The organism is Micromonospora sp. NPDC023966, assembly GCF_040639095.1.
GTDB lineage: Bacteria > Actinomycetota > Actinomycetes > Mycobacteriales > Micromonosporaceae > Micromonospora.
Genome location: NZ_JBEZZJ010000007.1, coordinates 182,738 through 208,787 on the forward strand (window position 1 = coordinate 182,738; position 26,050 = coordinate 208,787).

Consider the following 26,050-nt stretch of genomic DNA (forward strand, 5'->3'; position numbering starts at 1 on the left):
GGCAGGCCTAGCGACCTGGGCAACCATTGCGCCTACTCCTTCCATTCTTACCGGTCGACCGTCGCCAGCTTCGGTGCGACCGAGGGGGTGTGGAGAGCGAGCGCTCTCCACACCCGGTCGTACGCGTCGCCGGATCAGCCAGCCTTCGACCATTCCGTGTCGAGGAAGGCGGCGGCCTGGGCGGGCGTCTTGCGTCCCGTGATCAGGTCCTGTGCGGCCGCGTCGACCTTGTCGGCCATTCCGGGCAGCAGCCCGTCGTCGGCCGTCTCCCAGCGGAATGCGTGCACGACGGCCTGCTGGGCCTGCGCCTGCTGGTAGAGCTCGTATCCCGCCTTGAACACCGGACCCACGTCCGAGGGCAGCGTGTAGCCCTTGATGGCGGGGAAGAGTCCGTCAGCCTTGACGGACGCGTCGAGTTGCTCCTTGTCTAGCTGGAACGCCAGCGCGAACTTCTTGGCCGCGTCGAGGTTCTTCGCCTTCGCGCTGACGATCATGCCGCCGCCGGTGTAGGCGGGCGCCACGACCTTGCCGTCCTCGGTCGGGAAGTTGAACACGCCGATCTCGAAGCCGGGCTTCTTGGTGTCGGCGTTCGCCGCGAACCAGTTCCCCATCGGATACATCGCACCCTTGCCGTCCAGGAACGCCTGTTCCGTGGCGGCGTAGTCCCGGGAGACGGCCGACTTGTCGAGGTAGCCCTTGGCGGACAGGTCGGCGAACTTGCCGAGCGCCTTCTCGAAGTCGGGGTCGGCGAACTTCGCCTGGTTCGAGCGTCGCTTGGTCAGCCAGTCCGGCGTCTTCGCATACAGGTCCACACTCACGAGGCCGGACAGGATCATCGACGAGGCGAAGCCATCCTTGCCACCGCCGATGACGAACGGCGTTGTTCCCTTCGCCTTGAGCTTCGCCGACGCGTCGAGCAGCTCGGCCCAGGTCTTCGGGGGCGCGGTGACGCCGGCGTCGGCGAACATCTTCTTGTTGTAGTAGATCGGCGGGATGGTCTGGGCGTTGGCCGGCAGCTGGTAGTACTTCCCGTTGATCGGGTTCGCCGTCGGGTAGAGGAAGTCCTTCAGCTCGTCCGGCTGCCATGCGTAGAGGTTTCCCGCCTCGGCGAACCCGGCTGGGGAAACCGCGATCATGACGTCCGGGAACTGGCCCGACTGCAGCAGCTGCTTGGCGTACGCCGTCCGACCGTCCGCGGTCGGGGCCACCAGCTTCTTGACGGTGATGTCCGGATTCTTGTCGGTCACCCGCTTGATCGCGGCATCCCAGTACCCGGGGGTGAGGTTCGGCGTCTCGAAGGTCAGGAAGGTGACCTCCTGCTTGCCGTCCACGATGGACGAGTTGCCACCGACCGTGCAGGCGCTGAGGGCGACGACGGCCGCGAGTGCGGCCGCCACCCGGAATGCTCGGGGCTTGTTCCGCATTGAGCCACCTCTCGTGAGGTCGGACAGTGGTGGGAGTGGCGAAGGTCAACGCCGGAGCGCAGTACATCCGATCTTTGGGCGGAGTGTCAACGCCCGAACCCGGAAAAGGCGGCATCCTCGGCCCGATCGATCGGATGACTACCCGATTCGCGGCATTCCTGGGATTCGAGCGACTTCGCCCGTTTGGACCGAGCCGAATGCCCATCCCGCGGCACCGAGCCATCGACCGCCGGGTCGTACGCTTCCCGGATGCCTGGAGTTGAGTTCGACGCCGCGACCCGGACCTGGCTGCTCTCCACCCCCGATACCGGGTATGCGCTGCGCCTCGGTGATGACGGTATGTTGCGCCACCTCTACTGGGGACCGCGGCTGACGCTGGCCCAGGCGAGCACCGTGCCGGCGCCGCGTCCCGCCACGATGACCCAATTCGAGGGCCAGGTGTACGACATCGAGGAGTTCCCGGTCGAGGGCGGGGCCCGGTTCGGTGTGCCCGCGCTCCAGGTACGGTTCGCCGACGGCACGCGGGGCCTGGAGCTGGCCTTCGCCGGCCAGCAACGCAACGCCGACACGCTGTCGATCCGGCTGGTCGACCGGCACTACCCGTTCGAGGTCGGCCTGCACTACCGCGTGTATCCGGACAGCGACGTCATCGAGCGGTGGACGTCGCTGGCGAATACCGGCGACGTGCCGGTCGAGGTGCTGCGGGCCGACTCGGCGACCTGGCCCGTCCCGGCCCGCGCGGACTACGTCGTACGCCATGTGACCGGCCACTGGGGCGGGGAGAGCCAGGTGGAGCGGGTCGACCTCGCCCGCGGCGAGACGGTGCTGACAAGCCGGCGCGGCACCACCGGCCACCACGCCAACCCCTGGTTCACCATCGACGCCGGCGACGCGAGCGAGGAGCACGGTGAGGTGTTCAGCGGCGCCCTGGCGTGGAGCGGCACGTGGCGGATCACCCTGAGCCGTACCCCGACCGACGTCGTGTCCGTGACCGGTGGGGCCGGCCATGAGGGTGTCTCGTGGCGGTTGGCGCCGAGCGAGCGGCGGGGGACGGCAGTGTTCGCCGGTCTCTACAGCACCGGCGGTTACGGGGCGACCAGCCGGGTCTGGCATCGCTACGTGCGTGGGCACGTTCTGCCGCACCCACGGGAGTTGCGTCCGGTGACCTACAACTCCTGGGAGGCGACCGGGTTCACGGTCGACGAGCCCGGTCAGCGGCGGCTCGCCGCACAGGCGGCCGAGCTGGGAGCGGAGTTGTTCGTGATGGACGACGGCTGGTTCGGCGCCCGGGTCGACGACCGCGCCGGTCTGGGCGACTGGACGGTGAACCGGAACCGATTTCCGAACGGGCTGGCCCCGCTGGCGGCCGAGGTGCACCGGCTGGGAATGAGGTTCGGGATCTGGGTCGAGCCGGAGATGGTGAACCCGGACAGCGATCTGTACCGGGCGCGCCCGGACTGGGTCCTGCACATGCGCAACCGGCGCCGCACCGAGCTGCGCCACCAGTTGGTGCTCAACTTCGCCAGGCCAGATGTGGCGGAGTGGGCGCATGGCTGGCTGGACGAACTCGTCGGCGGCAACGACGTCGACTTCCTGAAGTGGGACATGAACCGACCGTTCACCGAGGCCGGCTGGCCGGACGGCGGTGAGGATCCGGACCGGCTCTGGGTGCGCTACGTCGAGAACCTGTACGCGGTCCTGGACCGCCTTCGCGCCGATCACCCGCACCTGCGGATCCAGACATGTTCGGGCGGCGGCGGCCGGGTTGACCTGGGCATCCTTCGCCGTACGGACGAGGTCTGGCCGTCGGACAACACCGACGCCCGGGACCGGTTGTCGATCCAGCACGGCTATGGCCAGATCTATCCCACGGTCACCATGGCCGCCTGGGTGACTGACGTACCAAACTTTTTGACCGGGCGGGCCGTGCCCCTGCGGTTCCGCTTCCACGTGGCCATGGCCGGCGTGCTGGCCATCGGCGGCAACCTGCCGGAGTGGACCGACGAGGAGCGGGCCGAGGCCCGGCGCCTGGTGGCGCAGTACAAGCGGATCCGACCGGTGGTGCAGCACGGGGACGTCCACCGGCTGCTGCCGCCGTCCGACGGACTGTCCGCGACCCAGTACGTCGCGGTCGACGGCGCCGAATCCGTCGTCTTCTTCTGGCTTCCCGCGCCACGCTTCGGCCGCGAGGCGGCGCCCGGGCGGCTGCGGGGGCTGGACGCGGCCGCCCGATACCGTGACGAGGCGACAGGCGAGGTGCAACACGGCGCCGTGCTGCTGGGCCACGGACTGCGCCCGCAGTTGCCATCCGGGGACTACGCCAGCGCGGTCGTCCACCTCGTCCGCGTCGTCTAGGCAGCCGGCTTCCGCCAGCGGGGACCCGCGCTGGTCATCCGATGAATGACGGTTAGGCCGGCAGTGATCGGATGACTGTTCGTCGCGCCAGCCCGACGGCGGAACAGCCTGGCCACCTCCTATCTTCTGGCGTTATTTGCCTGCGCCGATTGTCGTCGCGCCCTACGGCGGACCAACGGAGGTCTTGACCATCGCCGATGGCAGTTGCAATCATCGGATGTCTTCGTTCGAAACCTCGATGTAACCACTGACCAGACAGACCATCGAGAGGCGATGTCCCCATGAGACTTCGACCGCACGGCGGTATCCGAGCACGATCCGAGCGGGCGTGGAGCAGGTGGCGCCTGTTGGGCGCCGCGCTCGTCCTCGTCCTGACCGCGGGGCTCATCGGCGCCCCCGCCGCCCACGCGGAGGTCCAGCATCCGCGACAACAGTGGATGCGTGAATCCACGGCCGGCCTGTTCCTGCACTGGGGAATGTTCACCGCCCCGGCCCACCGCAACTGCGCGGAGTGGGAGGACGATGTCACCGAGGGCGGCTGGACCCCGGACTACTGGGTGGACGAGGCCCGCAAGCTCGGCGCCTCCTACATCGTCCTGGCCACCTTCCACAGCCGGCTCGGGTACGCCCGCCCCTGGCCGTCGAAGATCCCCGGAAGCTGCGCCACCGAGCGCGACATCCTCGGCGAGCTCATCGAGGCCGGCAAGGCCAAGGGGGTCCGGGTCATCCTCTACATGACCGACGACCCCCAGTGGCACAACGAGCTCGGCGTCGAGACGCTGGACTCGGCGGCCTACTCGGCGTACAAGGGCCAGCAGGTCGACCTGACCACCCGCGACGGGTTCGGCATGTTCAGCTACGACCTGTTCTTCGAGGTGATGGAGAAGTACACCGACCTGGGCGGGTTCTGGATCGACAACGACAACGCCTACTGGGAGCGGAACCACCTCTACGAGCAGATCCGGGAGAAGCGCCCGTCCTGGTTGTTGAGCAACAACAACGAAGACACGCCGATCATGGACACGGTCAGCAATGAGCAGAAGACCGGCATGACCCCGGCCTACGACTACCCGCAGGCCGCCTTCACCCCCATGCCCCGCCTCACCGAGGCTGACTACAAGCTGCCGACGACCGGCTCCTGGTGGTACGACGGCGGCGACCACGCCGTTGACGTCCGGCTCAGCACCGGTCGTTACATCACCAACGCCGGCTCGTCCATGAAGTCCCTGATGGCGGAGACACCGATGGTGAACGGCAAGTTCCCCGCACAGCAGGAGTCGTTCAACAACTTCATGGCCGAGTGGGTGCCGCCGATCCGGTCCTCGCTGGTCGGCACCGAGGGCGGCGGCTACCTGTACGGCGGCATGCAGCCAGGCTTCTGGAACGACGGGGCTCACGGTGTCATCACGGTGGAACCCGGTGCGAAGACCCAGTACGTGCACGTGCTGACCCGGCCGCGGACGGATCAGGTGCGGTTGCGCGACAACGGCTACCGGGTGACCGGAGTGAGTGACCTGAGGACCGGCGAGCGGATGCCGTTCAGCCAGTCCGGCGGGTACCTGACGATCCTCGGCATCGACACCTGGGACACCTACGACACGGTGTTCCAGGTGAGCACGGCCGGCCAGCAGTCCTTCTATCCCCAGTCGATGATCAAGGCTTCCGCGTCCTCCTCCGGCGAGGGTCACCCGGCCGGCGATGTGGTGGACGGAAGCTTCGAGAACTACTGGGACAGCAACGGGCAGCTGCCGGTCTCGCTGACGCTGGACCTCGGCGATACCCGCAAGGCGAGGTACCTCGCGGTGAACCAGCGGGAGTGGTCGCCGACCTACGCCCGGGAGTCGTTCGGCCGGCCGGAGGACTCGGCGCGGATCAAGGACTACCGCGTCTACGTCAGCAAGGACGGTGTGCGCTGGGGGCAGCCGGTACGCAGCGGCGCGATGCCCAGCGCCCGTGGGGTGCAGTTCATCGACATCGGCGACCAGCGCGCCCGATTCGTCAAGCTGGAGGTCCTGAACACCTGGGGCGGCCCCCAGGCGCCGACGTTCTACCGGCAGCTGCGGATCGACGAGGTCAAGGTGGCCTACGACTACCCGGGGGCCGCCGGCGTCCAACTGCCGCTGGAGGCGGAGTCGAACGGCAACCCGCTCAACGGCAAGGCGAAGCGAACGAAGTGCGTCGCCTGCTCCGGTTCGCACCAGGTCGTCGGGCTCGGAGGCGGCACCCGCAACTCGGTTACCTACCGGGGCGTCACCGCACCGGAGGCGGGTACCTACCGACTGCAGATCGACCACACGGGCGCCGGCGCCGGCGCCTCGCTCGCGGTGAGCGTCAACGGCGGGACCGCGGTGGACGTGCCGGTCGCCGCGGACAACCCGGACGTGCCTGTCGCCTCGGCGGTCGCCGTACCGCTGCGGGCCGGCGCCAACACCATCACGGTGTTCAGTTCGGCTGCCAGGGGGCCGGGAATCGATCGGATCTCCGTCGGGCCCCTGCCACCGGCGTCCTCCATGCCGCGGACCACGATGACGGTGGAGCCCGCCGGTGTGCAGTGGGTCGGCCCGGGGCCGCAGTCGCTCACCGTCACGGCGCGGCTGCGGCTCGACGTCGACGACGCACTCGACCAGGTCAGCATGGCTCCAGTGGTTCCCGCCGGCTGGTCGATCACCGGCGGCGCCGCGACGTCGAGGGAGATGCGCCTCGGACAGGTTCTGGAGGGCAGCTGGACCGTCACCTCGCCGGCCGGCCAGGACGTCAGCTCGGCGAAGATCCCCGTGGTGGCGTCGTTCGAGACGCTCGGCAGGCCGAACCAGGTCAGCCGCGACCTGCGGGTGCAACTGCGCCCGGCGGACCGGGTGTTCATGCGGGAGGCGGAGGACTCGGGCAACCAGCTCGGCAGCTCCGGCATCACCAGCTGCTCACCCTGCTCCGGCGGACAGAAGGTGCGCAACATCGGCGGCAGCTCGGATGCCTACGTGCTGTTCGAGAACGTCACCGTCGACACGGCACGCGAGTACACCCTGTTCATCGACTTCACGGTGAACGGTGACCGTTCGTTCTTCGTGACCGTCAACGGCGGTACGCCCATCGAGGTCAAGGTGAGCGGCGTCGGCAACAACACGCCCTACACGACCTCGGTGCCCGTCACCCTTCGCACGGGCGCCAACACCATCAAGATTCACAACGACGAGGACTCCGCACCGGACCTCGACCGGCTGTCGCTGGGCTGACCCTCCCCGCGGCACCCACCCGCCGTCGATGCCCTGCTCGCCAGGTCGTGCGCGAGCAGGGCGTCGACTGAGGCGCTCACCCGCGCCGACCACCGGTCTCCCCACCACATTCGAGGAGGAGTCACCTGTGAAGCACACATCAGATCTATCGGCACCGCGGGCTATCGCCGCCCGCCCGACCCCCCGGATCGCGGCCCTCGCGGTCGCCCTGATCGCCACGCTGCTCGCCGGAACTCTCACGGCGACACCCGCTCGGGCGGACACCGCCCGATGGACCGTCGCGGCGGCCTTCGCACCGGGCGCCCCGAGGGCGGAGGTCATTCACGACAAGGCGGCGGGCAGCATCTCGTTGGCCGTGTCCCGCGGCGGCCGGACCGTACTGGCGCCCAGCACGCTGGGCATCCGCACCGAGGGCGCCGACCTGACCGGCGGACTACGCTTCCTCAGCCGCAGCGACCGCACTGACGTCGAGCAGTACACGACGACCGTCGGCAAGCAGGTGCGGCGGCTGGCGATCTTCCGGGAGGCGCGGTTCCGGTTCGCCGGCGCGGGTGGCGCCCGGGTCGACTTGGTCGTCCGGGCCGCCCGCGACGGGATCGCCTACCGGTACGAACTGCCCGGCGACCACGGATCGGTGCTCGGCGAGGCGTCCGCGTTCACGGTTCCCCCCGACAGCACGGCCTGGCTGGCGAACCACCGCCGGGACTACGAGAACCCCTACGTCCAGACGACCGCCGCCGCCGCGGACGACCGGGAGTATCTCGCCCCGGCGCTGTTCGACGTCGACGGCACCTACCTGATGATCGCCGAGTCCAACCTTGACGGACGGTACTCCGGCGGCAGCCTGGTGCACGACGGCACCGGCACCTACCGGGTGAAGCTGTGGGACCAGAACGTCCTGGTCGACGGGCCGCTGGCGACACCGTGGCGGGTGATGGTCGTCGGCGATCTCGGCACGATCGCCACCTCGACGCTCGTCGACGACCTGGCGCCGCCGTCGCGAATCAGCGACACCTCGTGGATCCGCCCCGGCCAGGTGCTCTGGACCTGGCTCGCCGGCGGGCGGGCGGCTGGGCAGAGCCTCACCAAGCAGATGGGCTACGTCGACTATGCCGCCCAGCGTGGCTGGCCGTACGTCGCCGTCGACGCGGGTTGGTACTTCGACCCGCAGCAGTGGGATGTCACCGACCCGAACTGGCGCACCACCAGCTGGATGCCGGAACTCGTCCGCTACGCGCGGGAGCGCAACGTCGGCATCGTGGTCTGGATCCACTACCGGGACCTCGACACCCCGCAGGAGCGGTCCGAGTGGCTGCCGACGCTGCACGAATGGGGCGTCAAGGGTGTCAAGATCGACTTCATGGACTCCGAGTCGCAGGAGCGGCTGCGGTGGTACGACGAGATCCTGCCCGCGACAGCCGCGAACCAGCTGCTGGTTAATTTCCACGGCTCGAACGTCCCGAAGGGCATCCACCGGGTGTGGCCCCACGTCATGACCATGGAGGGCGTCCACGGCGCCGAGAAGAGCAGCCTCACCACGAGCCACATCACCGCGCTTCCCTTCACCCGTAACGTGGTCGGTTCGATGGACTACACACCGATGGGGTTCCACCGGAACCGGCCGACCTCCGACGCCCACGAGTTGGGGCTGTCGGTCGTCTTCGAGTCCGGCCTGCAGGACCTCGCCGGCACTCCTGAGTCGTACGAGGCGCGGCCGGAGGCGGTGCGCTTCCTCGAACAGGTGCCGACCGTCTGGGACGAGACCAGGCTGCTCGCCGGCCGTCCCGCCGACAGCGCCGTCTTCGCACGCCGCAGCGGAGAGCGCTGGTTCCTGGGCGGGAGTTCCGCCGGCGCCGCCCGGACCCTGGACATACCGCTGAACCTGCCCGCCGGACCGTGGTTGGTGGAGCTGATCACCGACGGGGAGGGCGGGCTCGTGCGCAGCCAGCGGGTCATGCGAGCCGGTGACACGCTGCCCGTCGACGTCGTCGCCGACGGCGGCTTCGCCGGCCTGGCCTGCCGGTGGCAACCGAAGATCACCACCTGCGACCGGCCGTAGCCGTCCGCGTCAGCGTGCGATGCCGGGCCCGCGCGGCCCGGCATCGCACGCGCCTCGTTCGACCGTCCGAGCCAGTCCCTTTTGTCGAGGAGGATGCGATGCGCACACCACCACCAGGCAGTCGGCCGTCGCGGCGGAGCACCATCGGCGCGACCGTCGCCGTGGTCGCGGCACTGCTGCTCGCGCCGCTCGCCGCCCCGGCCCGCGCCGCGGGTCCGGAGACCACGGCCGGGCACGACCAGGGACCCATCACGGTCGCGAGCTCGTCGCCGCAGCTCGCCGACGCCGTCAACTGGGCCATGTCACGCGCACGGCAGCACGTGCAGACCGGCAAGCGCGGCCCGGTGAACGGAAACGGCAGCAACCCCGGCACCGGCGAGGCCGACTACATCCCGTCGTATTGGGCGGGCTACGCCCACCGCACCGCCTTCTACTCACGGGACTTCGTCCACCAGGCCGCGGGCGGCCACCTTCTCGGCCTCGAGGAGGAGAACAAGTCGATGCTCACCGCCTTCGCGGCGAGCGCGAACGAGGCGCGCAAGTGGTATCCGCTCTGGGCTTTGAACTTCGACGGCAGCCCCTACAACGTGGACTACCGCAGCGACACGAACTTTGTGCGCGAGGTGCCCGCGGTCTTCGAACTCGTGCAGGAGGCCGAGGATCAGTACCGCTGGACCGGCGACGCCGACTACCTCGACGACCCCGTGCTCTGGCGGTACTACACCAAGGCCGTCACCGACTTCGTCGCGCTCCACGACACGCAGCTGCCCAACGGCATCGCCGAGGGCACCGGCCGGGGCATCTTCCAGGGCGCCGCGAGCTACAACGAACGTAGCGACCAGGCCGTGATAGAAGCCGGCGACGGGCTCGCCTCCCAGTACCGGGCGTACCTCGCCTACGCGTACCTCGCCCGGGAGAAGGGCGATCTCGCAACGGCGGCGACCTTTGCGCAGAAGGCCGCGGCGCTCGTGCGGTACTTCGAGGATGAGTGGGGCGTCGTCCGGGACGCCTGGGAGTACGTGCGGGGTCGCGGCCCGGCGAACGAGCCGTACGCCGGCTTCGGCCGCGAGAACTCCGTCTTCTACGCGGTCAAGGAGTTCCTCGACGCCAACGACAAACGCACGTGGGACTACCTCGAGTACCTCGACCACATGTACGTCGAGGACCGGCCCCCGAACATCGAGGCGACGACGTACGTGCCCGACGCGCTGTTCAACTACGGCTTCGACGAGCAGGCGTGGACCTGGATGAAGGACATCATCGCCAAGATCCACCTTCCGCACGAGGTGCCCACGCAGGGCACGAACGGCGACTACCCTGAGACGAGCTTCACGCTCGTGTCGCAGACCGTCGAGGGACTCGCCGGGGTCCGGCCCAACGCGCCCGAGCACGCGGTGTTGGTCCGCTCGCACCTGCCCGCGGAGATCGGATGGCTCGACCTCGACCACATCCGTGTGGGCGAGCACGACTTCGGCGTCCGCCACGACGGCACGACGAAGACGGTCGTCAACCACAACGCCGGACCGCAACCGCTCGAGGTCACCGTGCAGTTCCCCGGCGGCTGGCCAAAGCTGAAGGTCGACGGCAAGCCCGTGAAGCCCGAGTACGTGCACGTGAACGGCCGGGCGCTCACCCAGGTCACGCTGACGGTTCCCGTCGGCGCCTCGGTCACCGTCACCACGAGCGGTGACGTGAACCAGAACCGGCACGGCGACCTCATCCTCACCCATCCGCAGGACTACGCGCTGCTCTCGCCGGCCGACGGTGCGACGGGCGTGCCCGCCAAGGGTGTGACCTTCGCGTGGGAGCCCGCGGTCAACGCGCGGGAGTACCGCCTGCGGGTCGCTCGCGACGCCGCGATGACCGACGTCGTCGCCGAGGCCACGGTCACGAAGCCGACCGCGAGGATCGCCTCCCTCGATGCCGGGCGGACCTTCTACTGGGAGGTCACGGCGGTCAACCCGAAGACCGGACAGCAACTCGTGGTCCCCGGCGGGGAGTGGGGGTTCCGCACCATGCCGGCTGCCGTGCCCGAAGCTCCGTCCCCGGTGGCCGCGTACCGCGTCGCTGACGCCGTCGGCGTCGTCTGGACGGCGGCCGAGGGCGCGCTGACGTCGACGGTCTACCGCGCCCCGGCGGGTGGCGACGACTTCACGGCCATCGCGACCGGGCAGACCGGCAGATCCTTCCTGGATCGCGAGGCGGCCGGCGGACCGTACCGGTATCGGGTGACCTCGACGAATGAAATCGGCGAGGGGCCGGGCACGGTCGTCGAGGAGCAGGCGGCGCCCGCCGACGGCCCCGCCGAACACCTCAGCGACCGTGATTGGGTCTCGGCGACGGCCGGGTGGCGGTCGGTGCTGAAGGACCGCGCCGTGTCGGGGAGCCCGATCCGCCTCGCCGGCACCGAGTACGCCAAGGGCATCGGCACCCACGCGAACTCGGAGGTCGTCTACGACCTCGAACCGACGGACACGAGGTTCGTCGCGATCGTCGGCATCGACGACGTGCAGCGCACCTCGCCCAACGCGTCGGTCGTCTTCCAGGTGCTCGCCGACGGCAAGGTCGTGTACGACAGCGGCCTCATGCGCGCGCAGCCGTACTCGCCACCGCAGCGCGTCGAACTCGACATCCTCGGTGTCGAGCGGCTCGTGCTGCGGGTCACGGACGCCGGCAACACGAACAACAGCGACCACGCGGACTGGGCCGACGCCAAGGTTCTCCGCCTCCCGGGGAGCTGATGCGCGTCGCGGGCAGGACGCCGAACCCGCCGGCGGACGTGCCGGCTCGCTGCCCGCCCGCCATTGCAGGGTGGGGTCACTCCGCCAGGTGAGCGACAGCCCCGGAGGTTCTCCGGGGCTGTCGTGTGTTGCTGGCTCGGCGTCGGTGACCTGAGCATTGCTGGCCAGGTCACGCACATTCGCCGCGGCCGGCCGGTCAGAGAGTGACGACGGCGTCCTCGGCGAGGGTGAACAGACCGGCGTCGAAGGGGATCGTCTTGAGTTTCGTGCCCTTCGGCACGTCGAAGTAGACGTTCGCCTTCACCGAGTTGCCCGGGTTGATCTCGTCAAGGAAACCCTTCGCGTCATCGTTGCCATAGATGGCGGCCTCCCCGTCGACGCTGTACTCCCGACCGGACGCGTCCTGCGCGGTGATGGTGCCGTCGGCGTGGAACAGGTGAGAGCTCTTGGTGACGTTCTTGGCCGTCACGCTGACCCGGCAGAAGGCGCCCTGCGCCTTGTGGTTGAAGTAGCTACTGCCGACCTGGGAGATCCCGCACTTCACGCTGTTGACGACGAATGCGAAGTCGCCGCCGCGCACCTTGTCTCCGACGCCGAAGGTCTTCGGCCTGGGCGGGGCCGGCGCCTTGGTCGTCGGCGCCTGGGCCGGCTTGGCGGGCGCCGGGGCCGAGGAGGTCGGCGCAGCCGACGCCGGGGCGGAGGTGCTGGTGGTGACGGCCGGGATGTCGCTGCTGGCGGACACGTCGTTCTTCTTGCCGCTGTCGCTGGTCAGCCCGATCACCATCGACCCGCCGCAGCACAGCACCACGAACGCGGCGACGCCGATGAGGGTCGGGACCAGCCAGGCGGGGCGCTTACGGGCGGCCGGCGCCGGCATGCCAGGCTGCTGCCAGCCGCCGGGCGGCGGCGGGTAGTGGCCGGGCTGCTGCGGGAACTGACCGGCCGGCGGCGGCGGGATCTGGCCCGCGGGAACCTGCGGGAACTGAGCGGTCGGCGGCATCGGCTGCTGGCCGGCGGGCGGCTGATTCTGGGCAGGTTCGTAGGGGTGGTCATTGGTGTGAAGGTCTCCCAAGTCCGGTGTCGCGCTGCCCCGTACTGAGCGCAATACCGCCGACCCCGCCATGTTGTTTGCTGGAGCAACAATCCTCCGGCTGTCCGGCCCTACACGCCGGTTAGCTGCACGAACACCAAATCTAATGATCCGGCCGTCGGCCGTTGAGCCACCCGCCTGCCCACGCTCCGGCCGCGGCGTCCCAGAATGGGTCGGCGTCCTCACCGGAGCGGATTACACGGCCAGACCTACGTCGACGACGGTGGCGTCGGCGGAAGTCCAATCTTTGGTATCCGCGACCGTACCAGCGGGTTCAAGTTGCCGACGGACAACGGTTACTTCACGGCGACCTACAACAAGACGGGCGCCACTGGCGGCGGCTCGACCAACCTCGGAGTCCAGTTCCCGCAGGTGATCCGCGATTTGTCACCATCCGGTAATGCCCGTCGCCGAGACGCCTGCCACCTGTGTCGTGCGGCTCAGGTGCTGGTGCTCAGCTGTTCTGTGGGAAGCCGAGGTTCACTCCACCGTGGGAGGGGTCGAGCCACCGGCTGGTGACCACCTTGGATCTGACGAAAAAGTTGACGCCTTCCGGCCCGTACGCGTGCGCGTCACCGAACAGGGAGTCCTTCCACCCGCCGAAGGAGTAGTAGGAAACCGGGACCGGGATCGGGACGTTCACTCCGACCATGCCGATTTCGATCTCGTTCTGGTAGCGCCGGGCTGCGCCGCCGTCGTTGGTGAAGATGGCGGTGCCGTTGCCGTAGCGGTTGGTGTTGACCACCTCGACGGCGTCGTCGTAGCTGGGCACGCGTAGCACCGAGAGCACCGGTCCGAAGATTTCGTCGGTGTAGATGAACATGTCGGTGTCGACGTGATCGAAGAGGGTCGGCCCGAGCCAGAAGCCGCCTCGCTCACCGTCGATCGGGTGGCTTCGTCCGTCGACCACCAGCTCTGCACCCGCGGCCCGTCCAGCGTCCAGGTACCACAGCACCCGGTCGCGGTGGGCGCCGGTGACCAGCGGTCCCATCTCGCTGTCCGGCCGACGGCCGTCGCCGACTTGAAGCGCGGCGATCCGCTCGCTGATCTTGGCGACCAGGGCGTCGCCGACCGGGTCGACGGCCACGACGACGGAGATGGCCATGCAGCGTTCGCCGGCCGAGCCGAAGCCGGCCGAGACGGCGGCGTCGGCGGCGAGGTCGAGGTCGGCGTCGGGCAGTACGACCATGTGGTTCTTCGCGCCGCCGAGCGCCTGCACCCGCTTGCCGTTGCGGGTGCCGGTCTCGTAGACGTAGCGGGCGATCGGGGTGGAGCCGACGAAGGAGATCGCCTTCACCGCAGGGTGTTCGAGAATACGGTCGACTGCCTCTTTGTCGCCGTGCACGACGTTGAACACGCCGTCCGGTAGCCCGGCCTCGGCGAACAGTTCGGCGAGGAAGTTCGCTGCGGACGGGTCCTTCTCGCTCGGCTTGAGGACCACGCTGTTGCCGCACGCGATCGCGTTCGGCGCGAACCACAGCGGCACCATGGCGGGGAAGTTGAACGGGGTGATCACGCCGACCACGCCGAGCGGCTGCCGGATGGAGTACACGTCGACCTGGGTGGAGGCGTTTTCGCTGAACCCGCCCTTGAGCATCTGGGGGATGCCGCAGGCGAATTCCACGTTCTCCAGCCCGCGTTGGATCTCCCCCGTGGCGTCGGACAGCACCTTGCCGTGCTCGGCGGTGATGATCCTGGCCAGTTCGGGCCGGCGGGCGTTCAGCAGTTCCCGGAAGGCGAACATCACGTTTGACCGCTGGGCGAGAGAAGCCGTACGCCAGCGGGTGAAGGCCTCGCCGGCGGCGGCGACGGCCTGGTCGACGACCGCGGCGGTCGCGAAGTCGACGTGCCCTGCGATCTGTCCGGTGGCGGGGTCGTAGATGTCGCCGGCGCGTTCGGCGACGCCGATCCACGGCTTGCCGCCGATCCAATGGGTGGTCCTCATCGCTGCTGCACCTCCTTGGCCACGGCCTCGATCGACTGGGTGAGGATCTCAAGCGCCTCGTCCGCCTCGGCCCAGGTCAGCGTCATCGGTGGTGCCAGGCGGATGACGTTGCCGTACAGGCCACCCTTGCCGACGAGCAGTCCACGTTCCCGGGATTCCTCGAGCAGTGCGGCGGCGGCCGCCGGGTGGGGCGCGCCGTCGGGTCCGACGAGCTCCATCGCGATCATCAGGCCCTTGCCGCGGACGTCGCCGACCACGGGATGCGCCTGCGCGACCGCACGGAGGCCGTCGAGCAGCCGGGCACCCAGGTCTGCGGCGTTGGCCTGGAGGTCGTGTTCCAGGAGATAGTTGAGCGAGGCCAGAGCGCCGGTGGTGGCGAGCGGATTGCCGCCGAAGGTGGAGATCGAGTTGGCGCCGAGGCAGTCCATGAGGTCCGCCCGGGCGATGACGCCGCCGATCGCCAGGCCGTTGCCCAGGCCTTTGGCGAAGGTGATCGCGTCGGGTACGACGCCGTGCGCCTGGATGCCCCAGAAGTGCTCGCCGGTGCGGCCCCAGCCGGTCTGCACCTCGTCGGAGACGAGGAGGATCCCGTACTCGTCGAGCACGTTCTTGAACTCGCCGAACAGCCCGTCCGGTGGGGTGGCGAAGCCGCCGACGCCCTGGATCGGTTCGACGATCATGCACGCGACGTCACCCGCGGTCGTCGTCTCGATGATCTCGCGCAGGTCGGCGACGCAGGCGCGGATGTAGTCCGCGTCGGACAGGTCCCGGAAGGGGCTGCGGTAGCGGTAGCCGCCGTGCACCCAGCTCACCTTGACGGGGCTGAGCGCGCTGGCCGACCAGCCGCGGATGCCGGTGATGCCGACGGTGGCGAACGCGCGGCCGTGGTAGGAGTTGCGCAGGGCGAGCACCTGCTCGCTGCGCCGGCGCTGGGTGGCGAGCATCAGCGCGGTCTCGTTCGCCTCGGTGCCCGAGTTGGTGAAGAACACCTTGGCGTCCGGAATCCCGGAGAGCTCCGCGATCTTCTCCGCGAGCTCGACCTGCGACTGGATCAGGTAGAGCGTGGAGGAGTGCAGCACGCCGGTGTCGATCTGCGACCGGACCGCGTCGCTGATCTCGGCCACGTCGTAGCCGATCGCGTTGGTGAGGATGCCGGCGAAGAAGTCGAGGTAGGTGCGTCCCTCCCGGTCGGTCACCCGGCGACCGGACGCGCTGGCGAACTCGATCGGCTGTTCGTAGTACAGCGCCAGCCACTTCGGCATCACGGACCGGTGTCTGGTCAGCAGCTCGCGGTGCGCCATCGCGTCCTCCGTGTCTCCGCCGGTAGGCCGAGTGTGGCGGCATTCGTTGTCCAACCGCTATGTGCAACCTGTACCGCTTCGCGGCCGTGGCCATTACGTTGTGTGCAATCCCGGTAGTAGGGAGGCCGCGATGTATCCCTCCGTCGCAGACGCCGTCGCGCTGCCGGTGATCCGGCGCGCGAGGCCGCAGGTGGTGGCCGGGTCGGCCGGGATGCAGGGCCGGGTCCGCTGGGTCCACGTGGCGGAGGTCGCCGACATCGCGCACTTGCTCCGCGGTGGGGAACTGGTACTGACCACCGGTATCGCGCTGCCGGAGGAGCCGGCGGCGCTCACGGGCTACGTGGACGACCTGGCCGCGGTCCACGCGGCGGGACTGGTCATCGAGTTGGTCCGCCGGTGGAACGATCACGTACCCGAGGCGCTCGTGACAGCCGCCGACCGGCACCGACTCCCCCTGATCACGCTCGCGGAAGAGACGCGGTTCGTGTCCGTCACCGAGGCGGTGGTGGCGCTGATCGTCGACGCCCAGCTCGCCGAGCTGCGGGCCGCCGAGCAGGTGCACGAGACGTTCACCTCGCTCACCGTGGCCGGGGCCGAGCCGGCCGAGGTGCTGCGCGAGGTGGCCAGGATCTCCGCGCTGCCCGTCGTGCTGGAGACGCTGGGGCACGAGGTGCTCGCGTACGACGCGGCTGGGCAGGATCCCACCGAGCTGCTCGCGGACTGGCGTCAGCGGTCCCGGTCCGTGGCCGTGCCCGAGCGAACGGCCTACGACGAGGAGGCCGGCTGGTTGGTCACGGTGGTCGGCGCGCAGGGCGCCGACTGGGGACGCCTGGTGCTGCTCTCGCCGGACCCTCCGCCGCACCGGCACATGGTGGTCGCGGAGCGGGCCGCGTCGGCGCTGGCGGTGCATCGCCTCGTGGCACGTGATCGGGAGAGTCTGGAACGGCAGACGCATCGGATGTTGCTCGCGCAACTGCTCGGTCAGGCGGTACCGCCGCCGGATCTGGCCGCCCGGGCGGCCGCGCTGGGCGTCGGCCTCGAACGGCGGCAGCTCGTCGGGGTGGCGATCCGGCCCGGGCACATGACGCCACGCGCGCCTGCGCTGGCCACTCAGGAGGTGCTGCGCGATCTCGCCGAGGTGATCGCGTCGGCCGCGCGGCGGGTGTCAGTGCCCGCCCTGGTGGGCGTCGTGGACGACACGAGCGTACGGGCGCTGTTGTCGCTGCCCGCCCACGCCAGGGTCGACGCGGTCCTCCGTCGGCTGGCCGAGGAGGTACACCGCTCGACAACCGGCCCGGTGCTGGTGGCGGTCGGCACCACCGTGTCACACGCCGCCGAGGTGCGCCGCAGCCTCGGCGAGGCCGCCCACGTCGCGGGGGCGGCCCTCCGCACCCCCGGTGCGCAGCTCTACCACAAGCTGGACAACGTGCGCCTGCGCGGCCTGTTGCACCTGTTGCGTGAGGACGAGCGGGTCCAGGCGTTCGCAGACCGGGAGTTAGGCCCGCTGCTGGCGCGGGACGCCCACCAGCGCAGCCGGCTGGTGGAACTGCTGCGCTGCTACTGCGAGCAGGGCGGGAACAAGTCGGCGGCGGCCGCTGCGGCGCACCTGTCGCGTACGGCCTACTACCAGCAGCTGTCGCGCATTGCGCAGGTGCTCGGGGTGTCGCTGGAGGACCCGGAGTCGGTGCTGTCGCTGTACGTCGCGCTCCTGGTGCACGAACTCGACGCGTAGGACCGCTCGCAGCGCTAATCCACCCACCGTGCTGATTGACAGGTCGGTGCGGGCATGCCGTGGACAGAGTGTGCCCCGATCATGGCAAGCGTGGACACTTTGGCGCTGCCCGTGGCGGGCTCGCGACACCCACCATTCCCAGATAAAGATCGCGCTGAACCGCCCACCAGGAGCGCGTGAGCCGGGTTGGTCGGCCAGTGTTGCGGCACCGTAACAGGAGGTGACCGATGACCGTCGAACCCCTGCCCCCGGCCGAAACCACCGCGGTCGAACCCGGCACGCAGATCACCCATCCGGACGGCCGAGTCGAGTTGCGCGACTTCTCCACGATCGCCGACAGCCGCTACTTCAACGAGGAACTCGCCCCGGTACCGATCGAGAAGCGCACCTGGACCACGTACAACTTCGCGGCGCTGTGGATCGGCATGGCGCACAACATCCCCACCTACCTGCTCGCCGCCGGGCTCATCCAGCTCGGTATGAACTGGGTGCAGGCGTTCCTCACGATCACGCTGGGCAACCTGCTCGTCCTGATCCCGATGCTGTTGAACAGCCACGCGGGCACCAAGTACGGCATTCCGTTCCCGGTCTTCGCCCGCGCGTTCTACGGAGTTCGCGGCGCCAACCTCGCGGCTCTGCTGCGCGCGTTCATCGCGTGCGGCTGGTTCGGCATCCAGACCTGGATCGGCGGTGAGGCGATCTACGCGATCGCCGGGAAACTGCTGGGCTCCTGGTGGGTCGACGCGGCGCGGATCATGGACTACCCGTGGACGCTGTGGGCCTCCTTCTTCCTGTTCTGGGCGATCGAGATGGCGATCATCTGGCGGGGCATGGACACCCTGCGACGCTTCGAAAACTGGGCAGCGCCCTTCGTCATCGTGGTGGCCGTGGCCCTGCTGATCTGGGTCATGGTCGAGGCCGGCGGGCTCGGCCCGATCCTGTCCGAGCCGTCGAAGCTGGGCTGGGGCGCCGACTTCTGGAAGCTGTTCGCACCATCCCTGATGGCGATGATCGCGTTCTGGGCGACCCTGTCGCTGAACATCCCCGACTTCACCCGGTTCGGCGGCAGCCAGCGGCAGCAGGCGTATGGCCAGGTCCTCGGCCTACCCACCACGATGTCGTTCTTCGCCCTCCTGTCGATCATGATCACCTCAGGCACGGCCGTGATCTACGGCGAGGCGATCTGGGACCCCATCCAGCTCGCCGCCAAGTTCGAGAACCCGCTGGTCGTCGCGCTGGGCCTGTTCACGGTCGTGGTCGCGACACTGTCGGTGAACGTCGCTGCGAACACGGTCAGCCCGGCGTACGACTTCTCCAACGCCGCACCCCGACTGGTCAACTTCCGGACCGGAGGGCTGATCACCGGCGTGCTCGGCATCCTGATCCAGCCGTGGCGGCTGGTGCAGGACCCCAACATCTACATCTTCGTGTGGCTCGGGTTCTACGGCGGCCTGCTCGGCGCCGTCGCCGGAGTGCTCATCGCCGGATACTGGGTTCGCAGCCGCACGCGCCTCCAGTTGCCCGCCCTCTACCGTCCCGAGGGCAGGTACTGGTTCTCCGGCGGCTGGAACTGGGCGGCCATCGTCGCCACCGTCGTCGGCGCGGTCCTCGCGGTGGGTGGCGCCTACTCCGCACCAGGCAAGGGGCCGTTCCCCGAGGACGGGTTCATCCCGTGGCTCAAGCCGCTCTACGACTACAGCTGGGTCGCCGGTCTGGTCGGCGCGTTCGTCGCCTACCTGGCGCTGTCGCTGCCGCGCACCGCTCACGCCAAGGAGGAAGACCGATGAGCACCATCATCCGAGCCGGGCTGGTGCAACAGAAGTGGACCGGCGACAAGGAGTCGATGATCGCGAATGCGGTGGAGGCGATCCGCAGCGCCGCGTCGCAGGGCGCACAGGTCGTCTGCCTGCAGGAGTTGTTCTACGGCCCGTACTTCTGCCAGGTCCAGGACGCCGACTACTACTCGTACACCGAGGCGATCCCCGACGGGCCGACGACCGCGCTGATGCGTGAGATCGCCGAGCAGCACGGTGTGGTGCTGATCGTGCCGATGTACGAGCAGGAACAGCCAGGCGTCTACTACAACACGGCGGCGGTGATCGACGCCGACGGCACCTACCTCGGCAAGCACCGCAAGAACCACATCCCGCAGGTGAAAGGGTTCTGGGAGAAGTTCTACTTCCGGCCGGGAAACCTCGGCTATCCGGTGTTCGACACCGCGGTGGGCCGCATCGGCGTCTACATCTGCTACGAACGGCATTTCCCCGAAGGCTGGCGGGCGCTGGGGCTGGCCGGCGCGAAGATTGTCTTCAACCCCTCCGCCACGAGCCGGGGCCTGTCGGAGTACCTCTGGCGCCTCGAGCAGCCGGCCGCCGCGGTCGCCAACGAGTACTACGTCGGCACGATCAACCGGGTCGGCGTGGAACCGTTGGGCGACAACGACTTCTACGGCCAGTCCTACTTCGTGGACCCGCGGGGGCAACTGGTCGGCGACGCCGCGTCGGACACCGAGGAAGAGGTCGTCATCCGCGATCTCGACATGGACCGGCTGGCCGAGGTGCGCGACCTGTGGGCGTTCTACCGCGACCGCCGGCCGGAGACCTACGAATCGCTGGTGACGCCGTGAGCGTCGTCATCCGCAACGGAACAGTCGTCAACGCCACCGGGGAGTACCCGGCGGACGTGCTGGTGGAGGGCGAGCGGATCGCCGCGCTCGCCGCGCCGGACTCGGGTCTGGCCCAGCAGTGGGCGTCCGGCGCCGAGCGGGTGATCGACGCCGCCGGGAAGTACGTGGTGCCGGGCGGCATCGACGGGCACACCCACATGGAGATGCCGTTCGGGGGCACCTTCTCGGCCGACACCTTCGAGAGCGGCACGACCGCGGCGGCCTGGGGCGGCACCACCACGATCATCGACTTCGCCGTGCAGGGCAAGGGAACGTCGCTGCTGTCCGCGCTGGACAAGTGGCACAGCAAGGCCGACGGCAACTGCGCGATCGACTACGGGTTCCACATGATCGTCTCGGACGTCAACGACACGTCGCTCAAAGAGATGGAGGCCTGCATCGACGCGGGCGTGAACACCTTCAAGATGTTCATGGCCTACCCGGGTGTCTTCTACGCCACGGACGGAGAGATCCTGCGGGCGATGCAGAAGGCGCGGGACACCGGATCAATGATCATGATGCACGCCGAGAACGGCATCGCGATCGACCAGCTCGTCGCGCAGGCACTGGCGAGTGGGCGGACCGACCCGGTACAGCACGGGCTGACCCGGCCGCCCGAGCTGGAAGGCGAGGCAACCTCCCGGGCGATCACCCTGGCGAAGGTCACCGGCGCACCGCTGTACATCGTGCACCTGACCGCCGCGCACGCCCTCGACGCGGTCACCCGGGCCCGCGACACCGGGCAGAACGTGTTCGCCGAGACCTGCCCGCAGTACCTGTTCCTGTCGCTGGACGACCTGGCCAGGCCTGACTTCGAGGGCGCGAAGTACGTCGCTTCTCCCCCGCTGCGGCCCAAGGAGCACCAAGCGGAACTGTGGCGTGGCCTGCGCACCAACGACCTGTCGCTGGTGTCCACCGACCACTGCCCCTTCTGCTTCAAGGACCAGAAGCAGCTGGGCCGGGCAGACTTCTCGAAGATCCCCAACGGGATACCGGGCGTCGAGCACCGGATGGACCTGCTCTACCAGGGCGTCGTGAAGGGCGAGATCACCCTGCCGCGCTGGGTCGAGATCAGCTCGACCACACCCGCCCGGATGTTCGGTCTCTACCCACGCAAGGGCGTCATCGCCCCGGGCGCGGACGCGGACATCACGGTGTACGACCCGACGGCCGAGCAGACCATCTCCGCCGGCAGCCACCACATGAACGTGGACTATTCCGCGTACGAGGGCATGCGGCTGACCGGGAAGGTCTCCACCGTGTTGTCTCGCGGCCGGATCGTCGTCGACGACAACGCCTTCCACGGCGCCGCCGGGCACGGCAGGTTCCTGAAGCGCGACCTCAGCCAGTACCTGGTCTGACGAGGAGTTGACCGTGGACTTCGGTGTCGTACTGCAGACCGACCCGCCCGCTCGCGACGTCGTGGCGGGCCTCGCCGCCGCTGAGGACAACGGGTTCCGCTACGGGTGGACGTTCGACTCCTGCGTGCTGTGGCAGGAACCGTTCGTCATTTACTCGCAGGTCCTCGCCGCGACCAAGCACCTGATCGTCGGACCGATGGTGACCAACCCGAGCACCCGCGACTGGTCGGTCACCGCGTCACTCTTCGCCACCCTCAATGACATGTTCGGCAACCGAACCGTCTGCGGAATCGGCCGGGGTGACTCGGCCCGCCGAGTCATCGGCCAACCGCCGGCGAGCCTGGCCACCCTCAGAAGCGCCATGCGTGTGATCAAGGAACTGGCCGAGGGGCGCGCCGTCGAACACCACGGCACGCCGGTGCGCATCCCGTGGGTGCGTGACGGCAAGCTGGAGATCTGGATGGCCGCCTACGGCCCGAAGGCGCTGCGGCTGGTCGGCGAGCAGGCCGACGGCTTCATCCTGCAGACCGCCGACCCGGACATCGCCCGCTGGACGATCGGCACGGTACGCGACGCGGCCAGCGCCGCCGGCCGGGATCCGGACTCGATCACGGTGTGCGTGGCCGCCCCCGCCTACGTGGGTACGAACCTCGTACACCAACGGGATCAGCTGCGCTGGTTCGGCGGCATGGTCGGCAACCACGTGGCCGACCTGGTCGCCCGCTACGGCGACTCCGGCGTGGTGCCGAAGGCGCTGACCGACTACATCACCGGCCGCGAGGGCTACGACTACTCACACCACGGCCGCGCCGGCAATCCGTCCACCGACTTCGTCCCCGACGCCATCGTCGACCGATTCTGCCTGCTCGGCCCCGAGTCGGCCCATGTCGACCGGTTGCAGGAGCTCAAGGAGATCGGGGTGAACAACTTCGCCCTCTACCTCATGCATGACGACAAGGAGAAGACCCTCACCGCGTACGGCAAGAACGTGATCACCCACGTCTAGTGCAGCGCTGGCGATCACCGCCGGAGCGGATGCACGTTCATCGCCGCCGGCGAATGAGATCGGAACGCCGCAGACCGGTCACCGTCGACCGATCGTCGGGTCCGTTCAGGCACACCGGGACCGGTGCGGGCTACGCGGAGGTGGTCATGTACCCAGCGGCGAAGGTTCGCACCGTGCTGGCGGCCGGGACGCTCGGCCTTGCCATGGTCGCCTGCCAGTCCTCGCACGCCCCCGCGCCCGGGCCGTCCGCCCCTGATGGGGCACGCTCAATCCAGTCCGCGCCCGGTGGGTCGGGTAGCGGACGGGCGGCACCGCCGTCCACATCGACCGCGCCGGTACCGTCCGTGCCGGCGCCGACCAGGTCGGCGGGCCTGACCAGGTGGCAACTGGCCGGGCAGCGGATCATCTACTCCTATCCCGGGTTGACACCACCGGCGAGCCTGTTGAGGATCATCCGCGCCGGTGAGGCCGCCGGAGTGATCTTCTTCGGGGAGAACATCGCCGGAACCGCCCAAATCAGCTCGGTGATCGCCCAGTTGCGACGAGCCCAGGCGCAAAGCCCGGTCCACGTGCCGCTGCTGCTCATGGTCGACCAGGAGGGTGGCCTGATCCGGCGGTTGTCGGGGGCGCACGCGCTGTCGGAGAAGCTGATCGGCCAGTCCGCCGATCCAATGGCCGCGGCGGCCGCGGCGGGCACCGGAGCCGGCCGCACCCTCGCCGCGGTGGGCATGAACGTCAACCTCGCCCCGGTTCTCGACGTCTACTCCACTGCGGGCAACTTCATCGACCAGTACCAGCGCTCCTACAGCGCGAACCCCGGCACCGTCGCGCCCCTGGGGCGGGCGTTCATCACCGCCCAGCAGCGCACCGGCGTGGCCGCCACCGCCAAGCACTTCCCCGGACTGGGACAGGCGGCAACGGACCAGAACACCGACAGCCAGCCGATCACCCTGTCCCAGTCGCTGGCCACGTTGCGCGGCACCGACGAGTTCCCGTACTCAGCCGCCGTCGCCAGCGGCGTCGACCTCGTCATGGTGTCCTGGGCCATCTACCCGGCGCTGGACCCGAACCGCCCAGCCGGCCTGTCGCCGACCGTGGTCCGGCAGGAACTCCGCGACCGCATCGGGTTCACCGGGGTGACCGTCACCGACGCCCTGGAAGCCGGTGCGCTGGCTCACTACGGCAGCACCGGCCAGCGCGCGGTCGCCGCCGCGGCCGCCGGCATGGACCTCATCCTGTGCTCCGCCCGTGAGGTCAGCCAGGGCGAAGCAGCCACCGCCGCCCTGGTCAACGCCCAGACCGGAGGCCAGCTCGACTCCGCCGGCTTCATCACCGCGGCGGATCGGGTCGCCGATTTGCGGGCCCGTCTCCAATGACCGTCCAGTGAGGTTTCCCCGGGATGTGGACATCCCGGTCGTGCCGAGCACATCTGACCGGTACGGGCGAACGGGTCCATCCGGGCCGCGGTGTTCCACCACCGCAGCCGGCCGTTGACGTTTGGCTGTTGAAAATTGCCAAGCGTTGCGGTGGAATGGTTGAAATGTTTCACCACCGATCCTCGCGGATGAAGGTGGCATCATGTCAGTCCGCCCACTCCGTCTTCTCGACCCGGCGACGGCCGATGCTCGGCCACGTGCACTTCAGCGCCGTGCGGGCGCGGGCGAATCGGCTGCACTCGGAGACGAGTCTCGCCGCCGAGGACCACAGCCGCCCGGCGTGGATCTGAACGACCGGACGTCCGGCCCACATTCAGCCTTCACTGACATAGATCGATATCATCCGCCGACCCACAACAGTTGTCGTTGTTGTTCCACACCCCTCATGGAGGCAGCGCATGTCAACTCATCGGCACGAGGTCGGTCGGCGCACCTTGTTCAAGGCGGGTCTGGGTACCGGGATCGCGGCGGTCGTCGGCACTGAACTGTTCGCCGCGGCACCAGCGGGTGCCGCGCCCAGCGCCATGTTCCCCTGGATCATCGATTGCGACACATGGGGTGCGCGCCCGCCACGGGGAGCGATTCAGATCACCGGCAACGTCACCAACAAGATCATCCTGCACCACATGGCGTTCCCGAACGTCACGGACTACTCGCGCGACCAGGCGATACGACTGGCGCGGGACTGTCAGAACCTGCACATGGACGTCAACGGCTGGGCGGACACCGGACAGCACTTCACGGTCAGCCGTGGCGGCTACGTGCTGGAGGGTCGCCACCGCAGCCTGCAGACGCTCGACACCGGCGCGCACCAGGTCATCTCCGCACACTGCCCCGGCGAGAACGGGAACGCGATCGGGATCGAGAACGAGGGCACGTACATCACCGAGACGCCGCCTGACGCACTGCTCGACTCGCTGGTGACGTTGTGCGCCGCGGTGTGCCAGCAGTTCCGGCTGCAGCCCTGGGACATCTTCGGCCACGGGGACTTCTACACCACCGAGTGCCCGGGCACCGCCTTCTACCGGCTGTTCCCGATGGTGCGCTCGCGTGTCGCGGCAGCACTCGCTACACAACAGCCGGACATCCCCGCACGCCGGTGGCCCGACATCTGGCGCTTCGTCGACGGCCCGGTTGTGGCAGTCGCGCAGTACCTGCTCGCGGATCTCGGGTACCCGCTGACCCCGAACGGCGAATTCGGCTACGACATGAATGCCGTCGTGGCCGACTTCCAAGCCAACCACGGGATCCGGGTCGACCCGGACGCGACCTTCGACGCGGCCACCTGGGAAGCGCTTGTGCCGGCCCTCGACAAAGACGCCAACGGTCTTCCCGTCAACGCGCTGCAGTACCTGCTCGGCCGCAAGGGGTACGACGACGTCACGATGAGCGGCGAATTCGACCACAGCACCATGAAGGCGGTCCAGGACATGCAGCGCCTCCACGGCCTGGTATCCAATGGGAAGGTCGACGTGGACACGTGGTGCGCGATTGTCGGCGGCTCAGTTCGTTCAGCCTTCCAGTACTGAACACGCTGGCACCTGCACCACCGGGACGACGGAGTGCCGCTGTCGGCGGTGCTCCACGCCCTGATCGGTGTCGGCACCGCACGGCACCTGACCGGCCGGGGAATGGACCGGCTGGGCCGGTGCGCCCTGGACGACCGTCACGCGACCGAGGCGGCCCGACCCGGCCGATCCCGCCC

15 protein-coding genes are annotated in these 26,050 nt (G+C 69.0%); 11 read left to right on the plus strand and 4 right to left on the minus strand.

Translation table 11 applies throughout. The features are described from left to right. Positions 1 to 134: 134 nt before the first annotated feature. Positions 135 to 1,424: an extracellular solute-binding protein gene (locus AB0F68_RS13460; protein WP_357336405.1), complete on the minus strand. Its 1,290-nt coding sequence runs from the start codon at positions 1,422 to 1,424 to the stop codon at positions 135 to 137. Positions 1,425 to 1,673: 249 nt separating this feature from the next. Between AB0F68_RS13460 and AB0F68_RS13465 the strand changes: the two genes are divergently transcribed. The 4 genes from AB0F68_RS13465 (at position 1,674) to AB0F68_RS13480 (ending at position 11,809) form a co-directional block, all read left to right on the plus strand. Then, complete coding sequence (locus tag AB0F68_RS13465; protein ID WP_357336408.1) at positions 1,674 to 3,779, plus strand: alpha-galactosidase; 2,106 nt, start codon at positions 1,674 to 1,676, stop codon at positions 3,777 to 3,779. Positions 3,780 to 4,216: 437 nt separating this feature from the next. Next, positions 4,217 to 7,009: an alpha-L-fucosidase gene (locus tag AB0F68_RS13470; protein ID WP_357336410.1), complete on the plus strand. Its 2,793-nt coding sequence runs from the start codon at positions 4,217 to 4,219 to the stop codon at positions 7,007 to 7,009. Positions 7,010 to 7,136: 127 nt separating this feature from the next. Beyond that, positions 7,137 to 9,068: a glycoside hydrolase family 97 catalytic domain-containing protein gene (locus AB0F68_RS13475; RefSeq protein ID WP_357336412.1), complete on the plus strand. Its 1,932-nt coding sequence runs from the start codon at positions 7,137 to 7,139 to the stop codon at positions 9,066 to 9,068. A 98-nt stretch (positions 9,069 to 9,166) separates the two neighbouring features. Then, positions 9,167 to 11,809 carry an NPCBM/NEW2 domain-containing protein gene (locus AB0F68_RS13480; protein WP_357336415.1) on the plus strand — a complete coding sequence of 881 codons (2,643 nt, stop codon included), beginning with the start codon at positions 9,167 to 9,169 and terminating at the stop codon, positions 11,807 to 11,809. Between the two features lie 196 nt (positions 11,810 to 12,005). On the opposite strand, the gene AB0F68_RS13485 is transcribed toward AB0F68_RS13480, so the two are convergent. The 3 genes from AB0F68_RS13485 to AB0F68_RS13495 form a co-directional block, all read right to left on the minus strand. Continuing rightward, a complete protein-coding gene (locus tag AB0F68_RS13485; RefSeq protein WP_357336417.1) occupies positions 12,006 to 12,809 on the minus strand; it encodes a DUF4352 domain-containing protein in 804 nt (267 codons plus the stop codon). Between the two features lie 544 nt (positions 12,810 to 13,353). Continuing rightward, positions 13,354 to 14,844 (minus strand): CoA-acylating methylmalonate-semialdehyde dehydrogenase, encoded by a 1,491-nt coding sequence (locus AB0F68_RS13490; protein WP_357336421.1) that lies wholly within the window; start codon positions 14,842 to 14,844, stop codon positions 13,354 to 13,356. Continuing rightward, positions 14,841 to 16,145, minus strand: a complete 1,305-nt coding sequence (locus tag AB0F68_RS13495) for an aspartate aminotransferase family protein (RefSeq protein ID WP_357336424.1) — start codon at positions 16,143 to 16,145, stop codon at positions 14,841 to 14,843. Before AB0F68_RS13495 ends, AB0F68_RS13490 begins: the two co-directional genes overlap by 4 nt. A gap of 130 nt (positions 16,146 to 16,275) precedes the next feature. Between AB0F68_RS13495 and AB0F68_RS13500 the strand changes: the two genes are divergently transcribed. The 7 genes from AB0F68_RS13500 (at position 16,276) to AB0F68_RS13530 (ending at position 25,874) form a co-directional block, all read left to right on the plus strand. Further along, a complete protein-coding gene (locus AB0F68_RS13500; protein ID WP_357336426.1) occupies positions 16,276 to 17,877 on the plus strand; it encodes a PucR family transcriptional regulator ligand-binding domain-containing protein in 1,602 nt (533 codons plus the stop codon). Between the two features lie 227 nt (positions 17,878 to 18,104). Next, a complete protein-coding gene (locus AB0F68_RS13505; RefSeq protein ID WP_357336429.1) occupies positions 18,105 to 19,664 on the plus strand; it encodes an NCS1 family nucleobase:cation symporter-1 in 1,560 nt (519 codons plus the stop codon). Then, entirely contained in the window at positions 19,661 to 20,503 is an 843-nt protein-coding gene (locus AB0F68_RS13510; protein ID WP_357336431.1) for a nitrilase-related carbon-nitrogen hydrolase, read from the plus strand. The genes AB0F68_RS13505 and AB0F68_RS13510 overlap by 4 nt, the downstream gene beginning before the upstream one ends. Continuing rightward, positions 20,500 to 21,903, plus strand: a complete 1,404-nt coding sequence (gene hydA / locus AB0F68_RS13515; protein WP_357336434.1) for a dihydropyrimidinase — start codon at positions 20,500 to 20,502, stop codon at positions 21,901 to 21,903. Before AB0F68_RS13510 ends, hydA begins: the two co-directional genes overlap by 4 nt. A gap of 13 nt (positions 21,904 to 21,916) precedes the next feature. Then, positions 21,917 to 22,909 carry a TIGR03842 family LLM class F420-dependent oxidoreductase gene (locus tag AB0F68_RS13520; RefSeq protein WP_357336436.1) on the plus strand — a complete coding sequence of 331 codons (993 nt, stop codon included), beginning with the start codon at positions 21,917 to 21,919 and terminating at the stop codon, positions 22,907 to 22,909. A 344-nt stretch (positions 22,910 to 23,253) separates the two neighbouring features. Then, the gene (locus tag AB0F68_RS13525) at positions 23,254 to 24,285 is read left to right on the plus strand and encodes a glycoside hydrolase family 3 N-terminal domain-containing protein (protein ID WP_357336439.1); all 1,032 of its coding nucleotides are present in this window, start codon (positions 23,254 to 23,256) and stop codon (positions 24,283 to 24,285) included. A gap of 458 nt (positions 24,286 to 24,743) precedes the next feature. Next, positions 24,744 to 25,874, plus strand: coding sequence for an N-acetylmuramoyl-L-alanine amidase (locus tag AB0F68_RS13530; RefSeq protein WP_357336442.1), 1,131 nt, complete (start codon positions 24,744 to 24,746; stop codon positions 25,872 to 25,874). The last annotated feature ends 176 nt before the right edge of the window (positions 25,875 to 26,050 follow it).

Bases quoted from the DNA above. Each gene is read 5' to 3' on its own strand.
- AB0F68_RS13460 (WP_357336405.1), bottom strand. From the start codon at position 1,424: ATGCGGAACAAGCCCCGAGCATTCCGGGTGGCGGCCGCACTCGCGGCC.
- AB0F68_RS13465 (WP_357336408.1), top strand. From the start codon at position 1,674: ATGCCTGGAGTTGAGTTCGACGCCGCGACCCGGACCTGGCTGCTCTCC.
- AB0F68_RS13470 (WP_357336410.1), top strand. From the start codon at position 4,217: ATGCGTGAATCCACGGCCGGCCTGTTCCTGCACTGGGGAATGTTCACC.
- AB0F68_RS13480 (WP_357336415.1), top strand. From the start codon at position 9,167: ATGCGCACACCACCACCAGGCAGTCGGCCGTCGCGGCGGAGCACCATC.
- AB0F68_RS13485 (WP_357336417.1), bottom strand. From the start codon at position 12,809: ATGCCGCCGACCGCTCAGTTCCCGCAGGTTCCCGCGGGCCAGATCCCG.
- AB0F68_RS13490 (WP_357336421.1), bottom strand. From the start codon at position 14,844: ATGAGGACCACCCATTGGATCGGCGGCAAGCCGTGGATCGGCGTCGCC.
- AB0F68_RS13495 (WP_357336424.1), bottom strand. From the start codon at position 16,145: ATGGCGCACCGCGAGCTGCTGACCAGACACCGGTCCGTGATGCCGAAG.
- AB0F68_RS13500 (WP_357336426.1), top strand. From the start codon at position 16,276: ATGTATCCCTCCGTCGCAGACGCCGTCGCGCTGCCGGTGATCCGGCGC.
- AB0F68_RS13505 (WP_357336429.1), top strand. From the start codon at position 18,105: ATGACCGTCGAACCCCTGCCCCCGGCCGAAACCACCGCGGTCGAACCC.
- AB0F68_RS13510 (WP_357336431.1), top strand. From the start codon at position 19,661: ATGAGCACCATCATCCGAGCCGGGCTGGTGCAACAGAAGTGGACCGGC.
- AB0F68_RS13530 (WP_357336442.1), top strand. From the start codon at position 24,744: ATGTCAACTCATCGGCACGAGGTCGGTCGGCGCACCTTGTTCAAGGCG.